Genomic DNA, 26,537 nt, shown 5'->3' with positions numbered 1-26,537 from the left:
AACATTTGCCGGAGATTGCTAATTATTTCTTAAATAGAACTACGAGTGGTGTCACCGAAGGTATTAATACTAGAATTAAGTTAATTCTCCGCCAAAGTTACGGTTTTGCTAGTTTCAAATCGATGAGAGAAAAACTGTTGGCTTGCTTATTCAAATAATCTCCGCTCCGCTCCGCTCATTTGAATAAGTTTAAATTATCACCCTAAGTACAGGAGAGCCAAAATTAGTGGTGAAGTCCGCGAAGTCGATGTCTATTTTGTCCCCGATCCCAAACTTTCACCCCTTCAAGAATTAGGAATACTAGCAGAATGTGCGAAAAACGCCGTCATCTTTGAACCCTTTCGCAATTCCGTCAAAGTGCCGCAAATTCGCGCTTGCATGTCAAAGCTATATGACTTGCATAGCTATCTACTCAGAGAAGCCAAAAGACAATCGCAGCCAGAACTAGGCGATGATGTTTTACCCAATCTCTGGATTTTAACACCCACGCTATCCGCCCAAATTTTAGAGGGACTCGGTGCTAAATTAGAGCTAGACAAGTGGGGCGAAGGTGTCTATCTGCTGAGTCCAACTCTCAAGACAGGCATCATTGTAATTCATCAACTACCCCAGACACCAGCAACTCTATGGGTTAGACTATTGGGTAAGGGCAGAGTTCAGGCACGAGCCATCCAAGAAGTAGCGGCACTTCCAGTGGAGCATCCCTATCGAAATAATGCTTTAGATTTGCTGGGTAATCTAAAAGTTATCCTGGAAGCAAGAGAAACCATCGAACCAGAAGAGCAGGAGCTAATTATGCAGTTATCACCTTTGTATTTAGAGAAGCTTCAAGCAGCCCAACAAGTTGGGGAACAGTTGGGGGAAGTTAGACACGCACAGGCTCAAACAGTGCGCCTATTGAACCGACGGGTGGGTGATGTGTCAACAGAGATATTGGCAAGAGTTAACGTATTACCCTTGGAGCGGTTAGACGATTTACTTGATGCGGCTTTAGATTTTGCCAATCTTAGCGATCTGATAGCCTGGTTGGATCTGAATGAGTGAAAATCGACTATAAACAGGTGTTGCAAGCGATCCAGAATACGCTGGCTTCGGGGTTGAGTGGTGATGCGCTTACTGCTTTTAGCGATCTTATTTGCCTTGGACTTAAATCCCGATCTGCCAGAGGAATAACTTGATTTGAGATCGAGAAACACGCCCAATATACCCAGAGTCAAAAAGCGACAGTTCTGGCTAATTACGTCGTATATTCTTCTGATTCACTGCCGGATCTTAGCAATTTTTGCTTTGAGCTTTGTTCAGATTCAATGAATTGTGTGGCTGTTTTAAATACAGCTTTCACTTGCTCCACAGTTACGGACGGATTTTGGAGTTGACCTTGTAGTATCTCCATAGCCCTCTCTAGACTGTCTTTTGAATATTGGAGCTTGCGAATATAATTATAGGTAAACCAAGTGGCTATTAGACCGCCCACAATTAAAATCATTGTCCCCCAAGACCATAGATTTTTCATTATTGTTACTTCTATGAGTAACTGTTTAGTATCCTCCTGACTCTTCATTAGCTGTGTTGCTTTACCTACTTCTTCTCCGGTTGACCGAACAGTACTATTAAATTCTCTAAGCCTTTCCTCTGTATCGTTTTCACGTTTATTTACATTATTCTCACGCCTGATTACATCTTCCTCTCTTTTTTTTAATGCTTCCCGTTCTTCTCCCGCCGTTAGACCACCCGGCATACTAGCTCTCAGGCTTGCATTTTCTACTTTCAAGGATGAATCAGTAGATAAGTAACCTATTCCCCAACCTGTAGCAAATATAACCATACTTATAACTATAGCCAATATGGTTGAAGGCTCGAACGATGACTTTTTTGTATTCATATACTACAGTCAAACATACATTATTTAGATGATGGTAAATAATTTGAGGTTAACTATAAGATACCCACGAATATACTTGTAAAGATAGATTTCGGAAATTTCATCCAATAATTTCCTTCTTGGATTAGAGAGATGATTTGCGGTGTGTAAAGCAGATAATCTTAGTGCTATTGATGGTGGGCTTTGAGGATTCGATTCGCTGCTATTGATGTGACTCGTTGGCGTAGCCTGCCGTAGGTAATCTCTGACGGTTCGATCCTTGTCGCCTAAATGTGGGAATGGTAAAATTAAGTCCTATTCAATCTGCCTTACCACATCATGAGTACGATCGAATCGATAGTCAGGGAACTAGAGAAGATCCCCGAACCAATGCAACTGAGCGTCCTAGCCTTTATTCGCTCTCTTGATGTATCGGACACCCCTGAGAATCATCATCCTTCAGAACTACCTCCAAGAATTTTGGGGCTAAATCGCGGCGCAATGAAAATGAGCGATGATTTTGATGAACCACTATCAGATGAATTCTGGCTCGGCGAAGAATGAGGATTTTGCTAGGTATTCATATCTTTATCTGGATGGCAACCGAACCAGAACGCTTATCGCTAAGACTAGCCGCATCAATTATAGACCGTCAAAATAGCTTATTTCTTAGCTTGGCGAGCATTTGGGAAATCCAAATCAAAGTAGCTTTAGGAAAACTAGACTTGAAAGGCGATCTCGCGACAATCGTAGATATTCAGATCGAGCAAAACTCTATTCAGCTACTACCAATTGACTTAAAGCATATTTACGCACTTTCAAATCTACCTCCTCACCATCGCGATCCTTTTGACCGTTTGCTAATTGCTCAATCTCAAGTCGAAGAAATGACTTTAGCCACCGTAGATAGTGCTTTCGATCGATATGAGATCGATCGTCTCTAGTCTCGATTGCCTACGGCACACTATGCGTTTAGGGCGTTTGTTGATGAGATTTGAGGATTCGAGCGGATTAAATGAAATTGCAGGTTAAATAATTGCTGATGATTTTAGTGCTTTTGGGTTGAAGAATCAAACCCAACCTACGAGTTAATTGTCCCTGTCATCGGCGAACTGGCTGCTGCTACTGATGCAACTGGAATTCTCCCCGCCAGATATCCCAATCGTCCCGATACAGCAGCCATTCCCATCGCCTGAGCCATCAGGGGGGCATCCTCAGCACAGGCGATCGCGGTATTGATCAATAGGGCATCTGCACCGATTTCCATTGCTTGAGCGGCTTCGCTGGGGCTACCGATACCAGCATCGACGACGACGGGGACTTTGGCGTTTTCGATGATGATTTGGATATTGGCGAGATTTCTGATTCCCTGTCCCGAACCGATCGGGGAACCCAGAGGCATCACTGTCACGCATCCGGCTTCTTCTAGCCGCTTGGCGAGGAGTGGGTCGGCATTAATATAGGGGAGTACGGCGAAGCCTTCTTTGACGAGCTGTTCGGCGGCTTGGAGGGTACCGATCGGATCTGGTAAGAGATATTTACCTGCGGGAATTACTTCCAATTTGACAAAGTTATTATCTTCTTGTCCCAATAATTTTGCCATTTCTCGCCCTAGTCTTGCCACCCGCACGGCATCTTCGGCAGTTTGACAGCCAGCGGTATTGGGCAGCATCCAGATTTTAGTCCAATCGATCGCTTCTGCCAAGCCTTCATGTCCAGCGGCTTTGGTTTGCACTCTTCGCACGGCGACGGTGACGATCTCGCAACCGCTAGCGATGATGCTCTTTTGCATCTGCTCGATGCTACGATATTTCCCCGTACCCGTCATCAGCCGCGAGTTAAAGGTTTTGCCTGCAATAATTAAGGGTCGATCGATCATTGTTTGCGGATGGTGACTGGTTGATGGTGGGCTAAATTGACTTCGGCGGAGATCTTTACCCCGCCCCAGCCCTCCCCTTATCAAGGGGAGGGGGCAAGAAGCCCTCCCTTGAGGGGGTTGGGGGGTAAAAATCTTCGTAACAACTCTAATAATTTCAGATTCTAACTGGATTCAAAAACTGGACAAAATCCGTCAGGCGTGACTTTAAAACCATTGAGTGGCGATCGACTATTATAGCAGCGGGAGCCGCGTTGATAACGACAATTGCCGCAACAGTGGGTATCTGGATCTAGCTTGAGTTCTTGCTGTCGATCGAGCACTTCGCGTTGGGAAACTCCTCTGAGGACGATTTCTTCTCCTTGCCATCTAGCTTCTATTAATCCAGTATCGGCGAAATTGTGCCAACGAGGGTCACTAGCGATCGCATTTGGTAAGGTAATATTAATTTCTCGGTCTAATTCGGTGAGTTCGCCCTCATAATTGGGATCGGCTGGCGGGGCGGGTTGAATAAAGGTATCGCCAATGGGCAGTGAGACTAGAGTTCCTGCTGCTGGAGAGTGGAGATGATAACGGTTTTGGAGTTCTTCTAATCCGGTGAGATCGGCTAAATAGGGGGGCGAACCGTGAGTGAAGACGACGTGTTTGGGACGGATATTGTGAATTAATTGGGCGGTACCAGCACCATCGGAATGTTCGCTCAGGAGATAAGTTTCAACGGTGATTTGTGGGGTTGTTGCTGGTAGTACTGTCATGCCATCTAGGGAGGACGGAAATAATACCAGCCAGGGGAAAGGATGTTCGGCTGTGTAAATGTTGAGATCGGTGTCTGTATCAGTGAGAATAATACACGGACGCAGATGAATGTTGGGGAGGTGCTCTGGTGTGAGCTGGCGAACGTGAGGACGAACTTTTTCATCCCAAAATAGGGATTGATGACGTGCAAAGTTTTGAACGGCGGGGGGAAAGTGGGGGAGTAGCTGCAAGTAAGCATCACAAGCTACAGCGATCGTACCATCTACCCAGATATCGATATCGCGTCCGGTAAATAAGTGATGACTCCGCAGTAAAATCAGCAATTCTTGAGCGATGCCCAGAGTTGCTACTGGTAAGATAATTGATTGCTGTTGAATAATTGCTCGATCGATCCGCGCCATCAAGGTGTTTTCCTGCTTGCGGCGGTGAGGGTGGCGGGCTGTGCCATAACTACCTTCGATAATCAAGACATCGGGATTGAGATGCCGAATCGAGTCTAGATGCAAGCCTTCCACCAATCGAGAATTGGACAGAAAAAAGTCGCCTGTATAGAAGACACTATATGACTGATAAAATCCGGTATATGTCAATAACACCGCCGCCGCACCAGGCAAATTTCCTGCCGGAAACAATTCGGCAGTTAAACCATCTTGAAACTCGATCGATCTGCGCCACGGTAAGGCTTGACTGAACTGTGGCACTTCCTCAGGATCGTCCAACCAGTTGAGCGGTAAGAGCAGACTGGTGACTTCGCTGGTATAAATCGGTAATTTGGGGAAAGCTCGATGGAGAGCGAGTAAACCTCTAGCTCGATCGGCATGAGCATTGGTACATATTACCAGATCGCAGACTGGGAGCCGCTCGTCAGTAATCAGTTGAGAAATGTCTGCCAGTCCACAATCTAATAAGATCTGATATGGCCCCATTTTGAGCAACAAACACACCCCTTCATCACTATGACCAACGCCATAGGGAAGGCAAACTAGATCTTCATTATTCGGTTGGGGTAGCGTAGACAAGCAAAAAGTCCAATATAAATCCGACCCCAGTGTTTGGATCTCTCACAGCAGCGATACCATCAAAGGGATTGGCAGGTCACTATCTAATGAGCGGAACCATTACCATGATATTTGTCGGAATCATAGAAGCCATTGCGGGTACCAAAAAATAAAGCACCGATGATAAAGGGAATGGTCAGAATTGGTAAGATGATTTGAACGCTCATAGTTTCGATCGGAGGTTAGGGATAAGGCTTGAGGCGAGATGCCGACAATTCGGATACTTACTTTCTATTATTCATCGATCGCTCGATTCTTAGCAATAATTGTTAAACATTCTTGATGAGACAGCAATTATCTACTCCCTTCGCACCGCAGAAATAAGCATTCACCATCCACCATCCACCATCCACCCCTACACTAGATGTCTAATTTGTCACTATGAAAAAAGTAGCTATTATAAAAATTTCTGTGCGAGAAAATAAGCCGCGATCGATTTTGCATCGATCGGTTCGCCAGCATAAATCGCCGTTTCAAATTCCGCTGGAGTCATTAAGACAACACTAATATCTTCATCGTCATCACCCGCAGGTTGCACGACTAATTTCTCTAAATCCTGTGCTAGATAAGCATAAATAATCTCATCACAATAACCAGGTGCGAGAAAAAATTCACCCAAATTCTGCCATTTGCCAGCCCGATATCCGGTTTCTTCTTCAAGCTCCCGCGCAATTGTCGTTGCCGAATCTTCGCCGATTTCCAATGTACCTGCGGGAAATTCTAAGATCCGTCCTTGAGTAGGAAAGCGATATTGTTTCACCAATACTAATTTTCCATCGGGGGTAATCGGTACAGCTAAAGCACCACCAGGATGGTGAATGGATTCCCATTCTCCAGTGACACCATTAGGTAGTTCGATCCGATCGACATTAAATGTAAATTTACGTCCTTGATAACGTAGCTTATTCTGAAGAATTTTGGCTGATTCATTTCCTAATGGCATATTTTTAGGTATTAGGGATTAGTTGTTACCGATCTTTTTCGACGATCGCATTAGCCGAACATCCGCACATTCTAACTTGTTGCAGAGGACGGCGATCGACTCTCTCGATCTGGGTTCGATCCAATTAGGCACAATTTCAGCAAGCGGTACGAGTACAAATGCCCGTTCCAGCATTCGGGGATGAGGCACCTGTAAAGTGGGTAAATCGATAATTCGATCCTCATATAGCAGCAGATCCAAATCTAACGTCCGTGCGCCCCAAACCTCCTGACGCACTCGCCCAAATTCCGACTCGATCGCCTGTAAAGTATTCAATAGCTCTAGCGGTGCCAAACTAGTCTCAAGCAGCGCACAACCGTTCAAATAGTCTGGCTGTGGTGGCCCAACTGGTGCCGTCTGATACCAGCTAGAAAGGGCTGTTACCTCAATCTGGGGATGTATTTGGAGTCGATCGATCGCCCCAGCTAAAATCGCGATCGAATCACCTAAATTGCTCCCCAATCCGATCGCACATCTGCCACTATTTATACTAAAATCTACCATAACTCATTCAGATTGCTGAGTTTTGATAGATTGAATAGCTTTACCAAAACCGATCGCGATCGCCACATTAGAAAGAGTCAAAAAGAATTCAGCTCCACCATGTAGAATATCGACATCAGCCAGAGATTTGTGCAAAGTTAATTGAGCATACGCACCAATTGGAATCGTCACAGCGACAAATAACAAGGTCAAATAAAAACCAATTAGGGCAATCTTAGGCGTTTCGACTTTTTTGGTCATAAACCACAGAAATCCTAAATAGGGGAATAAAGATACCGCAAATAAAGATTCTTTAGAAAATACTAATTCAACGATCGATGGTGTCATATATTAATTATTCACTACTGACTGTTTACTAATATGCCAAGCAGCCAGACACATCGTCATATTACCAACTACAGTCATCGCGGCTTGAAGCGTAACCAGCCACTCTAAAGCGAGAGTATTATCAAAAAAGTGCCACGTACAAGCACACATCGCACTTACCAGCGCGGGTAACATCCCGAAAGAAAGACTCCGCCAAGCCAGATTACCACTAGCTTCGGCATATAGCCAAATCAACCAGATTGCCGTCATCCACTCAATGACGCTAGAAACATGAATAATCCAAGTGGGAATTGAGAGTACGTGCATCTAGTTACTTGAGATCGATCTTTGAGGATTTCTATAGTCTATTATCCCTCAACTTTCACTTAGAATAGCAGGAGATCCCCGCTGTACAATACTACTATATGTGCACATCTCTCGATCGAGGCGAAAACCCTAGAGATCCCCCTCAATCCCCCTTAAAAAGGGGGACTAAGAGTCCGGTTCCCCCCTTTTTAAGGGGGGTTAGGGGGGATCTAGATCTACGCAACAACTCAAATAGACTTACCTAGATTTTGCCGCGCAACATCATCGCCATCTCATTGGCTGTCGGCGAGAGTTCGAGTGCGGTTTCCTCGGTGATGCGCCCTTCTTGATAGAGTGCAAATAGAGATTTGTTCATAGTGATCATCCCATCGAATTCGCCATCAGTCATGAGTGGGGCAATCTCATCATACTTACCATCGCGAACGTAGTCTTTGACAGTTTCAGTATTGATCAGAATATCGTGATAGGCTGCGCGTTTACCATCGGTAGTCCGGCACAAACCTTGGGAGATGACTGCAACTAGGGATTCTGCTAGGGATACCCGCATCACGGCTTGTTCTTCTGGTTTAAATAGATTGAGAATCCGCTCGATCGTTTTGATCGCACTGTTGGTGTGCAAGGTGCCGATCACTAAGTGCCCAGTTTGCGCGGCTTTGAGGGCGGTATTGACTGTTTCGCGATCGCGCATTTCTCCGACCAAAATCACGTCGGGATCTTCGCGTAGAGCGGCTTTGAGGGCAGTATCAAACATCAGTGTATTCGCGCCAACTTCCCGATGCTTGATCAGAGCGCGTTTACTTTTGTGAATAAATTCGATCGGATCTTCGATCGTGATGATGTGACGCGGCATTTCTTTATTCATATAATCTACCATCGCCGCCATCGATGTCGATTTACCCGAACCTGTCGGCCCAGTGACGAGAATTAAGCCTTTATGCTGATGACAGACATCCCGAAATACATTTGGCAAACGCAGTTCTTCAATTGTGGCAATCTGCATCGGAATCAGTCGCATCACCATCGCATAGCCATAGAGCGAGTCAAATACGTTGATCCGTACCCGCGCAAATTCGTACTGGGTAGCACCATCAAAGTCTAGATTTGCCTGGAATGTCCGAATGTCTTCCTCACTCAAAACTTCATATAGCCAGGACATAAAAGTCGGCAGATCTGTTTCGGGATAGGTGGTTGTTTCCATCTCACCCCGATTGCGAAATCTGGGCGTTTCGCCGACACCAACGTGCACATCTGAATAACCAGCATCAAAAGCTTCCGCTACTAACTTGCCGATACTTGGCTGTCCTGGCGGTAAGTTGTAGGTAACAGTGGACGTCTGCGCTATCTTAGGGGCTATCGGTGGCGGCGGGGGGGTATGACCGGATAGATTGGGTTTGGGTGGCGGTGGTGCCGGGAAGTTGATGGAGTTTACCATAGATCGATCGACTGGCTAATTGTTTGCAACTACTCTCACTTAGATTGCCCAAATTTTCACCCCGATCGACTGTATGTTTACAACGATGGATAATACTAGCAACTGTAATTGTCGATTGGGAACTGAGTCTGTGCGAGCGTGGCACGATCCCAGCGCGATTGGGTGTCGATCGAAACAGACGATGATTTCAAACATTCCATCCTTTTCTGGTAAGATGAACCCATATATACATTATTCTCCTAAATTATTATGCTAACTGTTAAATCTTTGTGGAGCTTCCGGTCAAATTAAACTTATTAATTTTATTCATTATCCCCTTTCTCAATGCTGGTTTGACACTGGAAACCCGTTGCGGTCGAGTCTACAGCTTTATCTTTAAAATCTATATCTTTAAATTAACTAGCTAAACTTAGCCTCAGGGTGATGTGTTCGACTGCTGTAAATCTATGGTTGGTTAATCCCTACTATTAGACAATTGAGCCAATTTAATTAGGCTGATTGCAGCCGATCTAGACATGCTGTCAATCTACTTTAACTATAAAAAATAACTAGGTACTATTTATAATGTTCTCTGCTGCTAACCGTCTCTCCATCTTTGTGGACGGCAATAATATGTTTTATGCCCAACAAAAAAATGGGTGGTTTTTCGATCCTCGGCGCGTGCTAGAGTACTTCACCCAAGAACCAGAGTTAATGCTAATTAACGCTTTTTGGTATACTGGGTTAAAAGACGCTCAAGACCAGCGCGGGTTTCGCGATGCACTGATTAGTTTGGGTTATACAGTCCGTACCAAGATCCTCAAAGAGTATTACGATGATACTTCCGGTCGCTATTCCCAAAAAGCGAATTTGGATATTGAAATTGTGGTCGATATGTTTAATACTGTAGATCAGTACAATCGAGTTGTGCTATTTAGTGGTGATGGTGATTTTGAGCGGGCGATCGAGTTACTGCGATCCAAGAATACACACATCACCGTCATCTCAACCGAAGGCATGATCGCCAGAGAACTCAGGAATGTCACCGATCGATATATCGATCTCAATGATATTCGCGAGCGAATTGAAAAAGTTGATTCCCCATAGGAGCAATTCCAGTGTTAGCACAACTAAAAATAATTCAGTTCACTTTATTTGAGTTACTACTGCTTATTTAGGTGACAGAAAGATCTGGATGGATCGAATCTGTCACCTAAATATATCGTCAAGACAGATCCTCGAATTCTTGGGAGTCGGGGATCTAATCGCCCGATTAGTAACTCCTGGACATTATTATTTAGGTTTCTAACATCATGACTCAATCGATCGAAACAGACCGCGTAATTATTTTTGATACTACCCTGCGCGATGGCGAACAATCTCCAGGTGCAACTCTAAATGCAGATGAGAAACTAACGATCGCCAGACAATTAGCCCGCCTGGGAGTAGACGTAATTGAAGCTGGTTTTCCTTACTCTAGTCGGGGTGATTTTGAAGCAGTTCAGCAGATTGCCGAGCTAGTCGGTACACCATCTGGGCCGATTATTTGCGGTTTGGCACGAGCCAACGAAAAAGATATCAAAGCCGCAGCCGAAGCTCTAAAACCTGCGGCAAAACACCGGATTCATACCTTCATTGCGACATCTGATATTCACCTCGAATATAAACTCAAAAAAACGAGAAAAGAAGTCCTGCAAATCGCTGGTGAGATGGTAGCTTATGCCAAAACTTTTGTCGATGATGTCGAATTTTCACCTGAAGATGCCGGACGAAGCGAACCAGAATTTTTGTATGAAGTATTAGAACGGGCGATCGCATCTGGAGCTACTACAGTCAATATTCCAGATACAGTTGGTTATACAACTCCCTCTGAATTTGGAGCATTAATTAAAGGCATCAAAGAAAATGTCCCGAATATCGATCGAGCGGTGATTTCCGTCCACGGACACGACGATTTAGGATTAGCTGTTGCCAACTTTCTCGAAGCGGTGAAATATGGCGCGCGGCAATTAGAATGTACGATTAATGGCATCGGGGAACGCGCCGGAAATGCGTCATTAGAAGAACTAGTGATGGCTCTACACGTCCGCCGTCAGTACTTCAACCCATTTTTAGGTCGTCCGGTTGATTCTACTGATTCACTCACAAATATCGATACTCGCCAAATCTATAAAACTTCGCGATTAGTATCCAGTCTCACCGGAATGATCGTCCAGCCAAATAAAGCGATCGTTGGTGCCAATGCCTTTGCACATGAATCGGGAATTCATCAGGATGGAGTATTGAAAAATAAGCTCACCTATGAAATCATGGATGCACAGTCGATCGGCTTGACTGATAATCTGATTGTATTGGGTAAACTGTCCGGGCGGAATGCCTTCCGCACCCGCTTATCAGAATTGGGCATCGATTTATCCGAAAACGATCTCAATAAAGCCTTCTTGAGATTTAAAGATGTTGCCGACAAGAAAAAAGAAATAACCGATCGAGATCTAGAAGCGATCGTTAATGATGAAATCAAACAAAGTCCCGAAATCTTTGTCCTCGATCGCGTCCAAGTGACGTGCGGCGATCGCGCTCAACCGACTGCAACTGTTACCATCAGGATGCCCAACGGCGAAGAATTGACCGACGCAGCGATCGGGACTGGCCCCGTAGATGCCATCTACAAGGCGATCAACCGCGTCATTGATGTGCCGAACCAATTGATCGAATTTTCGGTTCAATCGGTCACAGCGGGCATTGACGCCATCGGAGAAGTGACAATTCGCCTCAAATACCAGGAGTACACCTACTCCGGTTATGCCGCCAATACCGACATCATCGTCGCCTCAGCCCAAGCCTATATCAACGCCCTCAACCGTCTATATGCTGCCAAAACTAAATTAGAGGAAGCCGCGAGTCAGTTGACAGTCAACTAACTCAAGTTGTTACTTATCCTCAAAGTGGTTAAAACCACTCCTCATGATGCAAAGTCCGCCTTCGCGGACTGAACTTTCTAGTCCGCGAAGCGAAAAGTGCGGTCCTGGGGTTTCCCAACTGGGCGGGAGACCCGTCCAGACAAGTAGAGCACCTTTTCAAGACACAATCGTAGGCATCTCCGTCGGTAGCTGTTTAACTTGATTCACACCGCCAAACACCGATCGATCGTCGCGACAACCGATGCCCCCAACGAATCAAAATCATACCCACCTTCCAATCCAAACACAATCTTCCGCGTCAATTGCAAACAATAATTGGTAAAGATGCCAAAGTCTTCGGGTTTGAGTGAAATATTCGCCAGTGGATCGTCATGATTGGCATCATATCCTGCACTCACGATCAAAATATCTGGGCGAAACTTGGTGAAAAATGGCATCACTTCCGTTTCAAATAGCGGTTGATAGTCTGAAATCGTACTTCCCGCCTTCATTGGTAAATTCAAGATATTCTCGTAAACACCCCGCTCTGTGCCCTTACCCGTACCAGGATAGTGGGGAAATTCATGTAACGAACAGTAGGCAATCTGAGGATTAGTCGCCGCTACCGCTTGGGTACCATTGCCATGATGGACATCCCAGTCGAGGATACCAACCCGCTCGGCACCATTAGCTAATGCGTATGTTGCCGAGATCGCCGCATTACTAAAAATACAAAATCCCATCCCGCCAGATGGCTCCGCATGATGCCCAGGCGGACGCGCCAACACAAACGCTGATTCGCCACTCATGGCGATATCTACCCCATCCAGCCACGCATTGACAGCCAGTAGAGCAACTTCATAGGTTTTGGCTGAGACAGGCGTATCGGGATCGAGTGTGCCGCCATGCTGGGAGAGCTGCTGGATCGATCGAATATATTCCGCAGGGTGAATTTTCTCGATCCAGGGTAGCGGCGATCTGAGATCGATCGATGTCGGATCTCGCCAATCCAGTTTGTTCGCCCATTTTGCCCGTTCTAGTGCTAACTTAATCGCCGTCAATCGCGCTGGTTTTTCGGGATGAAATGCTCCCGTTTGATGCTCTAAAAATTTGTCTGAATAGATAACTGGAAACACGATCTTTATCCCACAAGACGCGATTGTTTAGCCAACTCAACCAACGCATTGTGATATTTTTTCATACCCTGTCGAGCCGCTGCGATCTTTTTCTCAAAACTTGGATCGGATGGTGAGATCTCGAATCCCGATCGAGTTTTTGTTGCAAAATTGAATCTAAAGCCAGCCATAAAATTTTAGCGATTGACAGTTAACCAGCGATTTACCCAATGGAAGTGGGTACTCTTAATTTAACAGACTTGAGGAAAATTGGGATGCGCGATCGTGAAGGTACTATTTTAGAATTGACAGGTAAACCAGGTGTGTATAGCTATGGTGTCATAGTTCCTGGCTTCTGGGGTCGGACGACACTTCAACTCCAGCCAACTCAATTGGTAGAAAAGACTCAGAAAATAATTGCCAAACGGCATTGCAAAGTTTTACTCACCCAAATTGATTCCGTCGAGATCGTTGAAGAAGGTAATCCACTCTTTCTGACGCTCGGTATTCTGACGCTGACTTTTTTTGTGGGCATCGCCTTTATTATCCTGTACTTTGTGGTTAAGCATAAATATCTGGCGATTCGGAGTGGAAGTAACATTCAGTTGGTGATGCTCAACAGCAGCAATACCGAAAAAGCTGAATACTTTATGGATGCCGTACTAAAACGTGCCGAAGAACTCCAGCCTCAAAAATAGATAATTTTACTTTAAACCTAAAAAATTGAGTTGTCTCGATCGATCTTCAGATCGATCGACAATTTAGATAAATTGATGCGCTAGGCGAGAGCGTCATAACGCCTCCTACAAAATTCGCTCCTATTTAATCCTCTCACGCTCAGACTGGAACTGAGGCGTATCGCAGCACCTCCAGTACCTGCACCGGATTGCACCCGTTGCCCGATCCCCAGGCGGCGTTTTGTTCGACAACAGCCCAACCACGTCCAGCAATAACCCCCACATCCAGCACCGCTGTGCGCGGTAAATCGATCCGATCGTCTGCTAGGATCTTCCCCACGAAGGATTCCACTTCAGCTAACTCCGATTCAGAAGCTGCAAAATCTCGATCGCGTTGAAGCTCTCCACCTCTCAAATATACCGAAATTGTGCGGATCTGTCGATCGAGTACAAAGCACCGAAATTCCTTTTCCCAAGCGACGACTTCAGCCACCAGCACGGGGGAATCCTCATTGTACTCTCGCGGCAACTCCGATCCAGTATAAACTCTGGCTGGGAAGCTCTTATCATTCGGTGGCTTGATAAACGCTGGATCAACCATCTCCCTACAAGCTCCGAGCGTCGTCAGCGACACCCGCCGCTTGCGAAATTCTTCAGGTAGACAGGGTAGCCAATCAAGATCGGGTTCTAGTAATCGCAACCCAAATTGCTCGGCAAGAGTCTACCCAAACAGTGCCTCCAAGTACAATACAGGCTCCCCAACCTGCCGCAATTCATCGGGAACCCGCCAACTTTGCAGTCGCTCGACGCTCCAACCAAGCTGAAGAGCAGCTCTCCACAGGGATTGAGCATCTTCAGTAAAACGCGGTGTCAATATTAGTGTTGGCATTAACTATTTGAAGCTCTTTCAGCTTGATTATTGGCGATCGAATATTTCAAGTATTACTGGATTGTCAGCTAAAACGATCGCGGTAGATAGTACTCTAAGATTATTAATACCCGATCGATAATCCATACTTTCTGCCTGATGGTCATTTACTTTGTCTTTTTGACGATATCTGCTGCTACCTATGCACTCTTTAGTTTGGGGTTGAATTTACAGTGGGGGGTGACGGGGCTGATTAATTTCGGTCATGTGGCGTTTATGGCGATCGGTGCCTACTCTACCGTGTTACTCTCGCTTCAGGGCGTACCTATTCCGATCGCAGTATTAGTCGGTGCTGGATTGTCGGCATTATTGGGGCTACTAATCGGTATTTCTACCTTGAGACTGCGGGAAGACTATCTGGGGATTGTCACGATTGGGGTATCGGAATTAGTCCGATTGGTAGCCAAGAATGAGGCTTGGCTAACTAAAGGTACCTTTGGGGTACAAGGCTATCCAGTGCCGTTTGATTTCAAACCTGACTATCCCACCAGAATCTTACTGATCGTGTGGTTGACGGCGATTTGTGGGGTGGCATTATGGCAATTGTGGCTGTGGCTGCGGGTGAAAATCTCGGCGCGGTTACTGGGTGGATCGATCGCGAGTATTTTTGTGCTGACTGTATATGTCTGCGGTGCCTTATCGCTGTATACTTATGACCCTCGTGCGGGGCTAATGTTACTGACTTTAACTACGCTCACAGTAGTTTATATTGCCCTCGAAAAGTTGGTGCATTCACCGTGGGGACGAGTTTTAAAAGCGATTCGGGAGGATGAAGAAGTACCGAGAGCCTTAGGTAAGAATGTCTTCTGGTACAAGCTCCAAGCCTTTATGCTCGGTGGTGCGATTGCCGGAATTTCTGGAGCATTTTATGCTTGGCAATTCAGTGTATTTCCTGACAATTTTGAACCATTAATTACTTTTAATGCCTGGATTATTATTATGCTCGGCGGTGCTGGAAATAATTTGGGGACAATTATTGGAGCGATCGTTTTCTGGGGCTATAATACAATTACTCGCGATGAGTCATTCAAAGTAGTATTCCGTGCTCTACATTTAGACGATACTCAGCAAGGAGCATTTCGGGTGATGATTATCGGGTTAGTTCTGATGCTGATTATGGTATTACGTCCCCAAGGTATTTTGGGTAAGAAAGAAGAACTAACGTTAGGTAGATAGTTAATAAGTATTTGCGCCCAGCTACTTAGATAGTTAATCAGTTGAGAGCGAATTTCTGAAAGGATGAATATATCAATAATTATCAATTATCAATTATCAATTAATTAAACATGCCTAATCATTACATCCCGATGACGACTCAACCGTTACTTTTAGCGCAAGGATTGTGCAAAACTTTTGGTGGTGTCAAAGCAGTTCAGAAAGCTGGAATTGAAGTCGCCACTGGAAGTATTACAGGTTTGATCGGCCCGAATGGAGCGGGTAAAACGACATTCTTCAATTTATTATCGAATTTTATTCGGGCAGATTCTGGTCAAATCGAATTAAATGGTCAACAGATCGATCGATTGCAATCTCATCAAATCGCCAGACTAGGGATGGTGCGAACATTTCAAGTAGCCAAAGCTCTGTCGCGAATGTCGGTACTTGAAAATATGCTCTTAGGAGCTAGAGATCAGACGGGTGAGAAAATCTGGCAAGTATTGCTCCAGCCAAACAAAGCGCGGATCGAGCAGCGGGAGTTGAAAGACAAAGCGATGTCGATTCTGAGTTCTGTGGGGTTGAGTGCCAAGGCTGATGACTATGCAGGATGTTTATCAGGAGGACAGCGCAAACTGCTGGAAATCGGTCGAGCATTGATGGTAGATCCTAAGTTGATTTTATTAGATGAACCTGCGGCGGGAGTTAATCCGCGCTTGATTGAGGATATTTGCGGTCATATTCTCAATTGGCGTAAACAGGGTCTAACTTTCCTGATCATCGAACATAATATGGATGTAATTATGACATTGTGCGATCGAGTCTGGGTATTAGCTGAAGGAACCAATCTCGTCGATGGTACCCCAACTAAAGTCCAAAACGATCCCAGGGTGATTGAAGCTTATTTAGGGATAGATTAAATTAATTGATACTTCGGCTACGCTCAGTACAAGTAATTGATAATTGGGTTGGTAACGCTTGGGGACTTCAACCCCGAAGCCATAGCTTCTGTTCTTTGTTGAATATTCTTCTACCGCAAACTTTTAGATACGATCGACCACCACTAAAAAAGAGCTAATTGAAAGCAGATGTGCGATCGAATCCCCCACATTCTCAACCCGATCGCGATAAACTATAATATTGCTCTCTTGTTGTTCAGAATTTTATGTCGCTGCCGATCGTTGCTATTATAGGTCGTCCCAATGTGGGTAAATCCACACTCGTCAATCGTTTGGCGGGAGCAAGGGAATCGATCGTGCATGATGAGCCAGGAGTTACCCGCGATCGTACATATCGTCGGGCATTTTGGCAAGATCGTGAGTATGTGGTCGTCGATACGGGTGGACTCGTATTCGACGATGATACGGAATTTCTCCCACTGATTCGGGAACAGGCGATGACCGCCCTCACCCAGGCTAGTGCGGCGATTTTCGTAGTGGACGGACAAGAAGGAATCACTGGCGGGGATCGGGAAATTGCATCCTGGTTGCGCGTCCAAAAAGTTCCGGTCTTTTTAGCCGTCAATAAGTGTGAATCGGAAACCGTTGGTGCGCTCCAAACTGCTGATTTTTGGCAGTTAGGCATGGGCGAACCTTATGGCATATCCAGCATTCATGGTAGTGGAACGGGGGAATTATTAGACGAATTAATTCTCAGTTTACCTGTCATAGATGAAGTTGATGCTCCCGAAATTCGGATCGCGATTATCGGACGACCAAATGTAGGTAAATCCAGTCTGCTCAACTCTTTCCTGGGTGAAAATCGCGCGATCGTCAGTCCGGTTTCTGGGACTACTCGCGATGCGATCGATACCGTGATTACACGCAATGATACCAACTATCGGTTGATCGATACCGCTGGGATTCGGCGCAAGAAAAACGTCGATTATGGGCCAGAATTTTTTGGGATCAACCGTGCATTTAAAGCGATCGATCGTTGTGATGTGGTACTGCTGGTCTTAAATGCGATCGATGGTGTCACCGAGCAGGATCAAAAATTAGCCGGACGGATTGCCGAAGAAGGACGTGCGTGTGTAATTGTCGTCAATAAATGGGATGCTGTCGAAAAGGATTCCTACACGATCTACGATTACCAATCACAGTTAGATAGTCGGCTCAATTTCACCGAATGGGCTGAGAATATCTTTGTCAGTGCCCTCACTGGACAACGAGTTGATAAAATCTTGGAAATAGTAGATCGCGCCGTCGAACAACACCGTCGCCGTGTCACTACCGCCGTTATCAACGAGGTACTCGAAGAATCCACCTCTTGGCACAATCCCCTCGTGACTCGTCAGGGTAAACAGGGTAAAATCTACTACGGTACCCAAGTCAGTGCCCAACCACCGACGATCGCGTTATTTGTCAACGATCCATCTCGGTTCAATGATAACTACCGTCGCTATATCGAAAACCAGTTTCGGACTCAACTCGGCTTTGCCGGAACTCCCCTCCGCCTCCTCTGGCGTGGCAAAAAACAACGCGAAGGCGAGAAGATCGTCAACCGTGCTACTAGAGTCAAGGCAGCCAAGTAGATAGGGACTGGGGGACTGGGGGACTGGGAGCTAGATTGGTTTTAAAAATCCACGATCGTACATCAATTCAGCAACGCCTAGACTTCCTACCCCCTACCCCCTAAATCCTAATACCTAAAGCCTAACACCTAAAGCCTAAAGCCTAATTAATGGATTTACTTCGCTCCTTACCCATTGGTTTATATTTAGAACAGCCGCTGACTTGGCTGCATCGTCTCGATCCGCGAGTAAAACTAGGCTGGCTAGTGAGCTTTTTGTTAGCTCCGATCCTCGCCAGTGCGATGTGGAAACTAAGTTTAGTTGGCATGTTGGTAGCTATTAGTATCCTAGCTGGTATCCCCTGGCGCGCACTCAAACAGCAGATGGGATGGTTATTGCTAGTCGGTGGTGCGATTTTGCTCGTTGGTGTATTTGCGCCAGATGCCATCAGTGTCAGCCATCAACTGCGCTCCCCCGCAGATGCTGGAGTAGAGATCGCCCAACCTTATCAATATGTTTTATTTAAAATTGATACTGGCGCACTCCACCTCAAAATTACCAAAAAATCGATCGATAGTGCGATCTATGCCAGTAGCCTAGTCTTTACGCTGGTATACAGTACCACCGTTTATCTGCTTACTACCGCTCCAGAAGAAATTACGACTGGATTAGAAAGTTTAATGGCACCCCTGCGCCGTTATCATATCCCTGTTACCGAGATTACGCTTACGCTCACACTCGCTCTGAGATTTATTCCCTTAGTGCTAGAAGAGATCCAAAACTTAGTTCGATCGATCTATACTCGGGCGATCGACTGGCAAGAATTAGGACTCAAAAATAGTGCTAAAATTTGGCTGACCGTCTCCGAAAAACTCTTAGAAAATCTCTTAAATAGAGCCGAACAAATTGCGATTGCCATGCAGGTACGCGGTTTTACAACTCCGAATACACACCTAGTTCAATGGCATCAATTAAAGCTAGGTAAAACTGACTTTTTGGCAATAGTAATTTTAGTCGTATTCTGGACAGCTAGATTTACTATTGGCGGTCAGTTTATTTAGGAGTTGACACAGCCGACGGTTGAGTTTTAAACTAATCTAGCTTCGTATTTGTCGATCGGACTGGCGCACCCCTACAACACCCAACTGCTTGTATTTATCTATCCCCCTCGAACATCGAACTGGATCGCAAATATTCGATCGATTATTCCGACACGAGCCAATTGCTACCTTATTAGAGAGTCCAGTAACTAATACCGAGCAGATCGCCAACGGCAGTGATTTTGGATTGACAAGATACTCAATTTGTGCTGGTTCGCCAGAAACTATCGATCGGCAATTACAGATTTTCACCCCAGCAGTCGGGCAAGTATTAGACTGTTTGCGGGGGCTTTTAGCCACTCCAGATCGGGAAAAGTCCGATCTCCCCGCACATCTACCCTTTACTGGTGGCTGGTTAGGCTGGTTGGGTTACGAACTCGCCTGGGAAATTGAAAAATTACCCAGGCGCCAACCAGATCCTTTACCATTTCCGGTAGCGTACTGGTATGCGCCAAGTACGTTTGCCATTTTAGACCACTGGGAACAAGTATTATATTTGTCTGCAAGTACAACCGCAGAATTAGACGAGTTAGTCCTCAAATTAGCACAGTCCGACCCGATCGAGAATCCCAATGTTTTGCAGAGCCAAACTCATCAGGATTTACATTTTCACACATCAGAAGCCCAATACCAACAAGCGATTATCCAAGCCCAAAAATATATTCAAGCTGGGGATATCTTTCAAGCTAATTTATCCCTCAGATTTAGTTCCCAAACTCATCTCGATAGTTGGCAAATCTATCAACGACTGCAAAATATCAACCCTTCGCCATTCGCCAGTTACTGGCAAACGCCTTGGGGTGCAATGATTAGTTGCTCCCCCGAAAGACTAGTCCAACTCCAACAACAGCAAGCGACAACTCGCCCGATCGCTGGAACTAGAAAACGCGGTCAAAACCCAGCCCAAGACTGTCAATTAGCCACAGAATTATTGACTAATTCTAAAGAGATTGCCGAGCATATTATGTTAGTCGATCTCGAACGTAACGATCTCGGACGAGTCTGTCGATGGGGTAGTGTCAAAGTCGATGAATTACTATCGATCGAGCGGTATAGTCACGTCATGCACTTAGTCAGTAATGTTACTGGAGAATTAGACCCCCAGTTTGACTCGATCGATCTGATTCGCGCCATGTTTCCTGGCGGAACGATTACCGGATGCCCAAAAGTCAGATGTATGGAAATCATCGCCGAACTCGAACCATTTCCCCGCAACCTCTTTTATGGCTCCTGCGGCTATCTAGATCGGCGCGGTCATCTAGATTTAAATATTTTGATTCGGACATTGCTGTATCATCAGGGCACCGTCTGGGGACAAGTCGGCGCAGGAATTGTCGCCGATAGTCAGCCCCAGCAAGAGTGGCGCGAATCGCTCCAAAAAGCTGCTGCTCAAATCGCCGCATTGGGTATGATAAATTAACAGCGATATCTACCATTGGCGTAACCTCTGTGTGGGAGAATCGATCGATATCAGTCGATCTGAGCCTTCACATTCCGTATCCTCATCCTCCTTGCCGTGACTTCCGAAAACTACCTCAACCACCCTACCTTTGGCTTGCTCTATCGCATCTGCATCGTTGAGGAAAACCAAGAACTATTTACCACTCTCTACGCACAGCGAGTTTTTTTTCTAGTCTCCAACACAGCTACCGGATTGTCATTTCAACCTTTGACTCGTGCTGATGCGCGGCTGACAATCGATACCCGTATTCGCCTACTCAGACGCAACGGTCAAATTCTCGAATATCAAGAGCTACAATCAATGATGCAGCAAAATTTTCCAGGGTAGGGGGTAGAGGGTAGAGGGTAGAGATGAGGTGTTGGAACCTAAAGCCTAAGCCTAAGCCTAAGCCTAAATCCTAAATCCTCAGCCTAAAGCCTAAAGCCTAAAGCCTAAAGCCTAAAACCTAAAGCCTAAATGACCATCGCTCACAATATCGAAACTATACGTCGAGACTTACCAGCTTCAGTCCGATTGATGGCGGTAACTAAGCAAGTACCTGTAGCTCAGATGCGGGAGGCTTATGCCGTCGGGATTCGGGATTTTGGCGAGAGCAAAATTCAGGAAGCACAGGCAAAACAGCAAGAATTAGCCGACTTACCGGACATTTGTTGGCACCTAATCGGGCATTTGCAGAGTAACAAGGTACGTAAGGCAGTGCAGATATTTGACTGGATTCACTCTGTAGATAGCCTCAAGCTACTTCAAAATATCGATCGAGTCGCTACGGAATTGGCAACTAGCCCACACATCTGTCTCCAAGTCAAAATATTGCCCGATCCCGATAAATACGGCTGGACGATCCCAGATCTATGGGCAGATTTACCCCAAATTAGCGACTGTCAACAAGTCAAAATTAGCGGCTTAATGGCAATTCCACCATTAGGTTTAAGCCTCGCCCAAACTCAACAATTTTTTGAGCAAGCACGAGATCTCAGCCACCAAATCGCCCAACAGCCTGGAGCAAAGATTCAGTCTGAGTTGTCGATGGGTATGTCTGGGGACTATCTACCAGCTATCGCTGCTGGAGCGACGATGATTCGGCTGGGAAGTATCCTGTTTGGAGATCGGCTCAATTAGTCGATCGTCGATCGAGCAATCCTAAATGAAAAGCTAGGTTGATGTAGGGTGTGTTAGGCTGCTGCCGTAACGCATCAATGTCCTGATATTAATTACGCATAATGCTAGTGCCTATCTAGTGTTAATCTTTACCGATTGTCCCGATCGATACTCAAGCGATCGATCTAGATCTGCTATGAACATCGCAGTATGCCTATGCAAAACCTCTGCTGGACATCAGATCCACTCGATCGCTAGGTAAATCTGAATTATAAAAATTAACAACCGAGTCTAAGCATAATGGCTTAAAAAAATTTGAGTAAATCTGAAAATTTGTCCGTCCACACCTTAAAGAATTTCTGAATAGTTGTATTTCTGTGGTATTATTCTCGGTAGATTAGTCATACCCGTATATTTTGACTACTCAATGCTCCAAACGAGCGGCTGTGACAGCGATGAGTGTAGTCTCTTTACACTCGCAAAGTTTAAGTAATTATGCTTAGATCGCCAAGACACTTTTTCTGTGCGGAATGCTGCACCAACTAAAAAGGCTATGCCAATGGCGATCGACTTACCGCTTTAAGCAATCGCCGCCTGAGCATAGATCGAAATTCTACAGTTAAAAAGCATCAATACCACCACAACAGGGCGCAGGAGTATTAAAAGGTGAACGTTATCAACAAATTCAGAGATTTCATGGGTTTGAACGAAGGAGAGTACAGCGATTTTGACGAAACAGATAGTGATGCCTATCGCAGCGACTATCGAGCACCGGAGCCACCAGCTCCCCAGCCAGTAGAAGAAGAGCGACGTGGCTTCCGGCGATCCAGCCCAGAAACACGCAGCGCAAGTAAAATCAATAATGTAGTCGGGATGCCTGGGATTATGCACGGAGTATCGGAAATGATTCTGATCGAACCCCGTTCTTTTGAAGAAATGCCTCAAGTAATTGATGCCCTCAAACATAGAAAGTCTGTCATCCTCAATATGACCCTGATCCGTCAAGAAGAAGCTCAACGCTCGGTAGATTTTGTGGCAGGCGGTACTTATGCCATTGACGGTCACTACGAACGGATTGGTGATAATATCTTTCTGTTCACACCAAATTGCGTCCAAGTCAGCACTCCTAGCAATGTCATTCATGATGTGGTGAACCAACAACCAGCACCTCAGACAGTTGGCAGCAATCGGACTCGTCAATCTGTCTCCGCATGGGGCAACGAACCGATCCACGCAGCTCAATAAATTTATGACCTTTGTTGATGGCGACTGCAACAGGTTTTGGGCCTTTCCTCAACTGCAAGTAGTAATTTATGTCCGTCAAATTAGGTGTCATCGGCGGCGGGGTGATGGGTTCGGCAATCGTATCCCGCCTACTTACTCAAGGTACATATCAAAGTACCGAGATCCTCATCAGCGAACCCACACTCAGACAACAGGAATCTCTCCAGCAACAATATGGAGTGCGGGTAACTGGAGACAACAATTTGGCAGCTACAGCTCAAGTATTATTACTAGCAATCAAGCCCCAAATTTTCGATCGCGTCGTTGCGGATCTCCAACCATCCAATCCCGCACAATTAGTAATTTCGATCCTAGCTGGAGTCAGTATCGCCCAGCTAGAAAGAGCATTCCCAGATCGAGCAGTCATCCGCGCCATGCCCAATACACCCGCAACTGTCGGGATGGGCATCACCGCAATCGCTGCTGGAAATAGTGTTCAAACACAACACTTAGATATTGCCACTCAAATTTTTCAAGCAGTTGGCGAAGTAGTCACCGTGCCCGAATCCTTGATGGATGCCGTAACTGGATTGTCCGGTTCGGGGCCTGCCTATGTCGCCATCGCGATCGAGGCTCTAGCCGATGGTGGTGTCGCCGCAGGTCTGCCGCGTCCGATCGCCGATCGACTCGCACTACAGACCGTTCTAGGCACTGCTGGACTTCTAAAAGACTCAAACATCCACCCTGCCCAACTCAAAGATCGCGTCACTAGTCCTGGCGGGACAACCATTGCAGGGATCGCCAAATTAGAACAATCGGGATTTCGCTCGGCACTCATTCAAGCCGTCATTGCCGCAGCCCAAAGATCCCAAGAATTAGGTAAGTAGATGGGCGTAATTAAATATCAGATATCGCGTAGATATCGTGTAGTGGCTCGACACGACTAAATCTGTGGGTAAAGCGATCGCCAAACAGATTACTAATTGTATTCCTCAGAGTTCTGAATGCCCACAGTTTTAGTCGTGTCGTCCCAGTAGGGTGGGCACTGCCGACCAGCTAGGTTTTAGGCATAATCTATTTTATAAATAATTGTATCTACCTACTTAAATAGTCGTAGTTAAGACTCGGTAATCGATCGATGTGAGATTTCAATTAACGAAGAACACAAGCTATGGCTTCGGGGTGGAAATCCCCAGCAGGACAACCCAATTATCAATTATCAATTAATTTAATATTCGTGTGCCACTAAGCCTATTCTCAGCAGCCACCTCAACAGGACTCTCCCTCACTCATGGCTTCCAATCGCAGCTCAAAGATTCATCCCCGCAGAGAAACCATACCTGAGCAGGTAAAAATCGACTCGCAGGAGCAGCTACAACCGAGATCCGTTTCACCATTTATTTACTTAGTGAGGCTGATTATTTGTGGGTTTGGTGCAAGTACGATCGCTGGTACCACGATCTCCATCATCTATCCACCCAAACAACCGATCGCGACTACAGTAGAACTACCATTACCCCCTCCGACACTAATACCACTAGATCGGCTCAAACCGACTCAATCGAGTCAGGTACTCACCGAGCGATTACAGGCGATAACTAAAAAAAATAGCAAACTAGATTCAAGCTATTTATTCGTCGAAATCGAGCGGGGCGAACATAGCCAACTAGGAAGCGATCGAGTATTGCCTGCTGCCAGTACGATTAAATTACCGATTCTGATTGCCTTATTTCAGGATGTCGATACACACAAAGTACGACTAGAAGAAAAACTGACAATCGACAAAAAATCGATCGCTGGAGGTGCTGGAGATTTGCAAGCGCAAAAACCTGGAACTCAAGTAAGTATCCTTGTGGCTGCAACCAAGATGATGACCATCAGTGATAATACCGCAACCAATCTCCTGATCGCGCGGTTAGGTGGAAAAGCCGCTCTCAATCAACGGTTTCGGAATTGGGGACTCACAGTTACCACCATCAATCAGCAACTTCCAGATCTCGAAGGGACAAATACCACCACAGCCGGAGAACTAGCGCGATCGATAATGGCGATCGATCGCGGTAAAATCGTCTCAGATCCCGCCCGCAGCCAGATCTTGAGCATGATGAGCAATACGTCACGGAATACCATGCTACCCAGAGGTTTAGGCGCAGGTGCAAAAATTGCTCACAAAACGGGTGATATCGGCTCGATTATCGCTGATGTCGGTCTGATCGAACTACCAACAGGTAAAAAATATATTGCCGCAGTGCTAGTCAAACGCCCCTATAATGACCCTGCTGGCCCCGAACTAGTTAGGCAAATGTCCAAAGTTGCCTACACATATTTTCAGCAACCCACACCTTAGGCTTTAGGCTTTAGGTTTTAGGTTTTAGGCTTTAGGTTTTAGATGTAGGGTGTGTTAGGCGAAAGCCGTAACGCACCAGCACTAACAAATTAGGCTTTAGAAGCCAACACCTCATCTTTACCATTCACCATCCACCATCCACCATCCACCATCCACCCTAACAAAATGCACTTATTAATTCCTGCCGCTGGGATGGGGAAACGGATGCTTCACGATCGCAACAAGCTACTAATTACCCTGTTCGGTCAACCATTACTCGCTTGGACACTAATCGCCGCCGAACAAGCTGCATCGATTAGCTGGATTGGGATTATCGGACAACCAGAAGATCGATCGGATCTCGATACCATCCTCGGCAACATATCTCTATCCAAACCCGTCCAATTTATCCAGGGTGGTAAGACTCGACAAGAATCGGTTTACAACGGGTTGCAAGGGTTGCCAGATAGCGCAGAGCGAGTATTAATTCATGATGGAGCCAGATGTCTGGCTACCCCAGATTTATTCGATCGATGTGCCGCTGCGATCGCTACCTGTCCCGGACTAATTGCGGCTATTTCCGTAAAAGATACAATTAAAATTGTAGATAATACAGGGATAATTGTAGACACACCCGACAGAGCCAATCTTTGGGCGGCTCAAACTCCTCAAGGCTTTGATGTCAAACTGCTCAAAGCCTGTCATGACAAAGGACGCGCTCTCGGCTGGGAAGTGACTGACGATGCCGCATTATTTGAAAAATGCAGTCTACCCGTCACCATCGTCCCAGGTGAAGAAACCAACCTCAAAATTACCACCCCAGTGGATCTCGCGATCGCGGAATTTATTCTCAGTAATAGAAAGGGTGTAAAGCCTCAAAGCCTAAAGCCTTCCTACCCCTAAAGCCTAAAGCCTAAAGCCTTCCTACCCCCTACCCCCTACCCCCTACCCCCTACCCC

At 45.9% G+C, this 26,537-nt stretch carries 30 protein-coding genes; 18 read left to right on the top strand and 12 right to left on the bottom strand.

Annotation, left to right across the window (positions count from 1 at the left end):
- Window positions 1-5 precede the first annotated feature (5 nt).
- The gene (locus ACEW9J_RS07980; protein WP_373544604.1) at window positions 6-158 is read left to right on the top strand and encodes a transposase; all 153 of its coding nucleotides are present in this window, start codon (window positions 6-8) and stop codon (window positions 156-158) included.
- A gap of 220 nt (window positions 159-378) precedes the next feature.
- Window positions 379-1,044, top strand: a complete 666-nt coding sequence (locus tag ACEW9J_RS07975; protein ID WP_373544603.1) for a DUF4351 domain-containing protein — start codon at window positions 379-381, stop codon at window positions 1,042-1,044.
- Window positions 1,045-1,237: 193 nt separating this feature from the next.
- Here ACEW9J_RS07975 and ACEW9J_RS07970 read toward each other — a convergent pair whose 3' ends face one another.
- Window positions 1,238-1,825, bottom strand: coding sequence for a hypothetical protein (locus tag ACEW9J_RS07970; protein WP_373544602.1), 588 nt, complete (start codon window positions 1,823-1,825; stop codon window positions 1,238-1,240).
- Window positions 1,826-2,200: 375 nt separating this feature from the next.
- Here ACEW9J_RS07970 and ACEW9J_RS07965 point away from each other — a divergent pair, with 375 nt between their 5' ends.
- Window positions 2,201-2,425 (top strand): DUF2281 domain-containing protein, encoded by a 225-nt coding sequence (locus ACEW9J_RS07965; RefSeq protein ID WP_373544601.1) that lies wholly within the window; start codon window positions 2,201-2,203, stop codon window positions 2,423-2,425.
- Window positions 2,422-2,805, top strand: coding sequence for a type II toxin-antitoxin system VapC family toxin (locus tag ACEW9J_RS07960; RefSeq protein ID WP_373544600.1), 384 nt, complete (start codon window positions 2,422-2,424; stop codon window positions 2,803-2,805). The genes ACEW9J_RS07965 and ACEW9J_RS07960 overlap by 4 nt, the downstream gene beginning before the upstream one ends.
- A 137-nt stretch (window positions 2,806-2,942) precedes the next feature.
- On the opposite strand, the gene ACEW9J_RS07955 is transcribed toward ACEW9J_RS07960, so the two are convergent.
- From ACEW9J_RS07955 to ACEW9J_RS07920, 8 genes are all read right to left on the bottom strand, one after another.
- Window positions 2,943-3,740: a thiazole synthase gene (locus tag ACEW9J_RS07955; RefSeq protein WP_373544599.1), complete on the bottom strand. Its 798-nt coding sequence runs from the start codon at window positions 3,738-3,740 to the stop codon at window positions 2,943-2,945.
- 161 nt (window positions 3,741-3,901) lie between these two features.
- Window positions 3,902-5,512, bottom strand: a complete 1,611-nt coding sequence (locus ACEW9J_RS07950) for an MBL fold metallo-hydrolase RNA specificity domain-containing protein (RefSeq protein WP_373544598.1) — start codon at window positions 5,510-5,512, stop codon at window positions 3,902-3,904.
- Window positions 5,513-5,595: 83 nt separating this feature from the next.
- Window positions 5,596-5,718: a hypothetical protein gene (locus ACEW9J_RS07945; protein ID WP_373544597.1), complete on the bottom strand. Its 123-nt coding sequence runs from the start codon at window positions 5,716-5,718 to the stop codon at window positions 5,596-5,598.
- A 230-nt stretch (window positions 5,719-5,948) separates the two neighbouring features.
- On the bottom strand, window positions 5,949-6,494 hold the full coding sequence (locus tag ACEW9J_RS07940) for an NUDIX hydrolase (protein ID WP_373544596.1): 546 nt from the start codon (window positions 6,492-6,494) through the stop codon (window positions 5,949-5,951).
- Between the two features lie 18 nt (window positions 6,495-6,512).
- Window positions 6,513-7,037, bottom strand: a complete 525-nt coding sequence (folK, locus tag ACEW9J_RS07935; protein ID WP_373544595.1) for a 2-amino-4-hydroxy-6-hydroxymethyldihydropteridine diphosphokinase — start codon at window positions 7,035-7,037, stop codon at window positions 6,513-6,515.
- A gap of 3 nt (window positions 7,038-7,040) precedes the next feature.
- Window positions 7,041-7,364 (bottom strand): DUF3593 domain-containing protein, encoded by a 324-nt coding sequence (locus ACEW9J_RS07930; RefSeq protein WP_373544594.1) that lies wholly within the window; start codon window positions 7,362-7,364, stop codon window positions 7,041-7,043.
- Window positions 7,365-7,367: 3 nt separating this feature from the next.
- Window positions 7,368-7,670 (bottom strand): DUF2499 domain-containing protein, encoded by a 303-nt coding sequence (locus ACEW9J_RS07925; protein ID WP_373544593.1) that lies wholly within the window; start codon window positions 7,668-7,670, stop codon window positions 7,368-7,370.
- 241 nt (window positions 7,671-7,911) lie between these two features.
- A complete protein-coding gene (locus ACEW9J_RS07920; RefSeq protein WP_373544592.1) occupies window positions 7,912-9,102 on the bottom strand; it encodes a type IV pilus twitching motility protein PilT in 1,191 nt (396 codons plus the stop codon).
- Between the two features lie 564 nt (window positions 9,103-9,666).
- On the opposite strand from ACEW9J_RS07920, the gene ACEW9J_RS07915 reads away from it, so the two are divergent.
- Together ACEW9J_RS07915 and ACEW9J_RS07910 are read left to right on the top strand one after the other, a co-directional pair.
- Entirely contained in the window at window positions 9,667-10,188 is a 522-nt protein-coding gene (locus ACEW9J_RS07915) for an NYN domain-containing protein (RefSeq protein WP_373544591.1), read from the top strand.
- Window positions 10,189-10,394: 206 nt separating this feature from the next.
- Window positions 10,395-12,002 (top strand): 2-isopropylmalate synthase, encoded by a 1,608-nt coding sequence (locus ACEW9J_RS07910; RefSeq protein ID WP_373544590.1) that lies wholly within the window; start codon window positions 10,395-10,397, stop codon window positions 12,000-12,002.
- Window positions 12,003-12,205: 203 nt separating this feature from the next.
- Here the strand turns inward: ACEW9J_RS07910 and ACEW9J_RS07905 are convergent, their stop codons facing one another.
- The gene (locus ACEW9J_RS07905) at window positions 12,206-13,117 is read right to left on the bottom strand and encodes a histone deacetylase family protein (RefSeq protein ID WP_373544589.1); all 912 of its coding nucleotides are present in this window, start codon (window positions 13,115-13,117) and stop codon (window positions 12,206-12,208) included.
- Between the two features lie 209 nt (window positions 13,118-13,326).
- Here ACEW9J_RS07905 and ACEW9J_RS07900 point away from each other — a divergent pair, with 209 nt between their 5' ends.
- A complete protein-coding gene (locus ACEW9J_RS07900; RefSeq protein ID WP_373544588.1) occupies window positions 13,327-13,794 on the top strand; it encodes a hypothetical protein in 468 nt (155 codons plus the stop codon).
- 139 nt (window positions 13,795-13,933) lie between these two features.
- Here ACEW9J_RS07900 and ACEW9J_RS07895 read toward each other — a convergent pair whose 3' ends face one another.
- Together ACEW9J_RS07895 and ACEW9J_RS07890 are read right to left on the bottom strand one after the other, a co-directional pair.
- A complete protein-coding gene (locus tag ACEW9J_RS07895) occupies window positions 13,934-14,473 on the bottom strand; it encodes an ATP-grasp domain-containing protein (protein WP_373544587.1) in 540 nt (179 codons plus the stop codon).
- 21 nt (window positions 14,474-14,494) lie between these two features.
- Window positions 14,495-14,662 carry a hypothetical protein gene (locus ACEW9J_RS07890; protein WP_373544586.1) on the bottom strand — a complete coding sequence of 56 codons (168 nt, stop codon included), beginning with the start codon at window positions 14,660-14,662 and terminating at the stop codon, window positions 14,495-14,497.
- Window positions 14,663-14,800: 138 nt separating this feature from the next.
- Here ACEW9J_RS07890 and ACEW9J_RS07885 point away from each other — a divergent pair, with 138 nt between their 5' ends.
- The 11 genes from ACEW9J_RS07885 to ispD all read left to right on the top strand — a co-directional run bounded on the left by ACEW9J_RS07885 (window position 14,801) and on the right by ispD (window position 26,481).
- Complete coding sequence (locus ACEW9J_RS07885) at window positions 14,801-15,877, top strand: branched-chain amino acid ABC transporter permease (protein WP_373544585.1); 1,077 nt, start codon at window positions 14,801-14,803, stop codon at window positions 15,875-15,877.
- Window positions 15,878-15,987: 110 nt separating this feature from the next.
- Entirely contained in the window at window positions 15,988-16,776 is a 789-nt protein-coding gene (locus ACEW9J_RS07880; RefSeq protein WP_373544584.1) for an ABC transporter ATP-binding protein, read from the top strand.
- Window positions 16,777-17,021: 245 nt separating this feature from the next.
- Window positions 17,022-18,389 carry a ribosome biogenesis GTPase Der gene (gene der, locus ACEW9J_RS07875; RefSeq protein ID WP_373544583.1) on the top strand — a complete coding sequence of 456 codons (1,368 nt, stop codon included), beginning with the start codon at window positions 17,022-17,024 and terminating at the stop codon, window positions 18,387-18,389.
- A 149-nt stretch (window positions 18,390-18,538) separates the two neighbouring features.
- On the top strand, window positions 18,539-19,429 hold the full coding sequence (locus tag ACEW9J_RS07870; protein ID WP_373544582.1) for an energy-coupling factor transporter transmembrane protein EcfT: 891 nt from the start codon (window positions 18,539-18,541) through the stop codon (window positions 19,427-19,429).
- Between the two features lie 88 nt (window positions 19,430-19,517).
- Window positions 19,518-20,888 (top strand): anthranilate synthase component I, encoded by a 1,371-nt coding sequence (locus ACEW9J_RS07865; protein WP_373544581.1) that lies wholly within the window; start codon window positions 19,518-19,520, stop codon window positions 20,886-20,888.
- Window positions 20,889-20,984: 96 nt separating this feature from the next.
- Window positions 20,985-21,257 (top strand): transcriptional coactivator PipX, encoded by a 273-nt coding sequence (pipX, locus tag ACEW9J_RS07860; RefSeq protein ID WP_373544580.1) that lies wholly within the window; start codon window positions 20,985-20,987, stop codon window positions 21,255-21,257.
- A 129-nt stretch (window positions 21,258-21,386) separates the two neighbouring features.
- Window positions 21,387-22,049, top strand: coding sequence for a YggS family pyridoxal phosphate-dependent enzyme (locus ACEW9J_RS07855; RefSeq protein WP_373544579.1), 663 nt, complete (start codon window positions 21,387-21,389; stop codon window positions 22,047-22,049).
- A 675-nt stretch (window positions 22,050-22,724) separates the two neighbouring features.
- On the top strand, window positions 22,725-23,273 hold the full coding sequence (locus ACEW9J_RS07850) for a cell division protein SepF (protein WP_373544578.1): 549 nt from the start codon (window positions 22,725-22,727) through the stop codon (window positions 23,271-23,273).
- A 68-nt stretch (window positions 23,274-23,341) separates the two neighbouring features.
- Window positions 23,342-24,139 carry a pyrroline-5-carboxylate reductase gene (gene proC, locus ACEW9J_RS07845; protein WP_373544577.1) on the top strand — a complete coding sequence of 266 codons (798 nt, stop codon included), beginning with the start codon at window positions 23,342-23,344 and terminating at the stop codon, window positions 24,137-24,139.
- A 404-nt stretch (window positions 24,140-24,543) separates the two neighbouring features.
- Window positions 24,544-25,599: a serine hydrolase gene (locus tag ACEW9J_RS07840; RefSeq protein WP_373544576.1), complete on the top strand. Its 1,056-nt coding sequence runs from the start codon at window positions 24,544-24,546 to the stop codon at window positions 25,597-25,599.
- 165 nt (window positions 25,600-25,764) lie between these two features.
- Window positions 25,765-26,481: a 2-C-methyl-D-erythritol 4-phosphate cytidylyltransferase gene (gene ispD / locus ACEW9J_RS07835; protein ID WP_373544575.1), complete on the top strand. Its 717-nt coding sequence runs from the start codon at window positions 25,765-25,767 to the stop codon at window positions 26,479-26,481.
- The last annotated feature ends 56 nt before the right edge of the window (window positions 26,482-26,537 follow it).

It is taken from the genome of Chamaesiphon sp., assembly GCF_041737865.1.
GTDB lineage: Bacteria > Cyanobacteriota > Cyanobacteriia > Cyanobacteriales > Chamaesiphonaceae > Chamaesiphon.
Note: the sequence above shows the minus strand (reverse complement) of the source record. Positions and strands in the feature narration are given on the sequence as shown.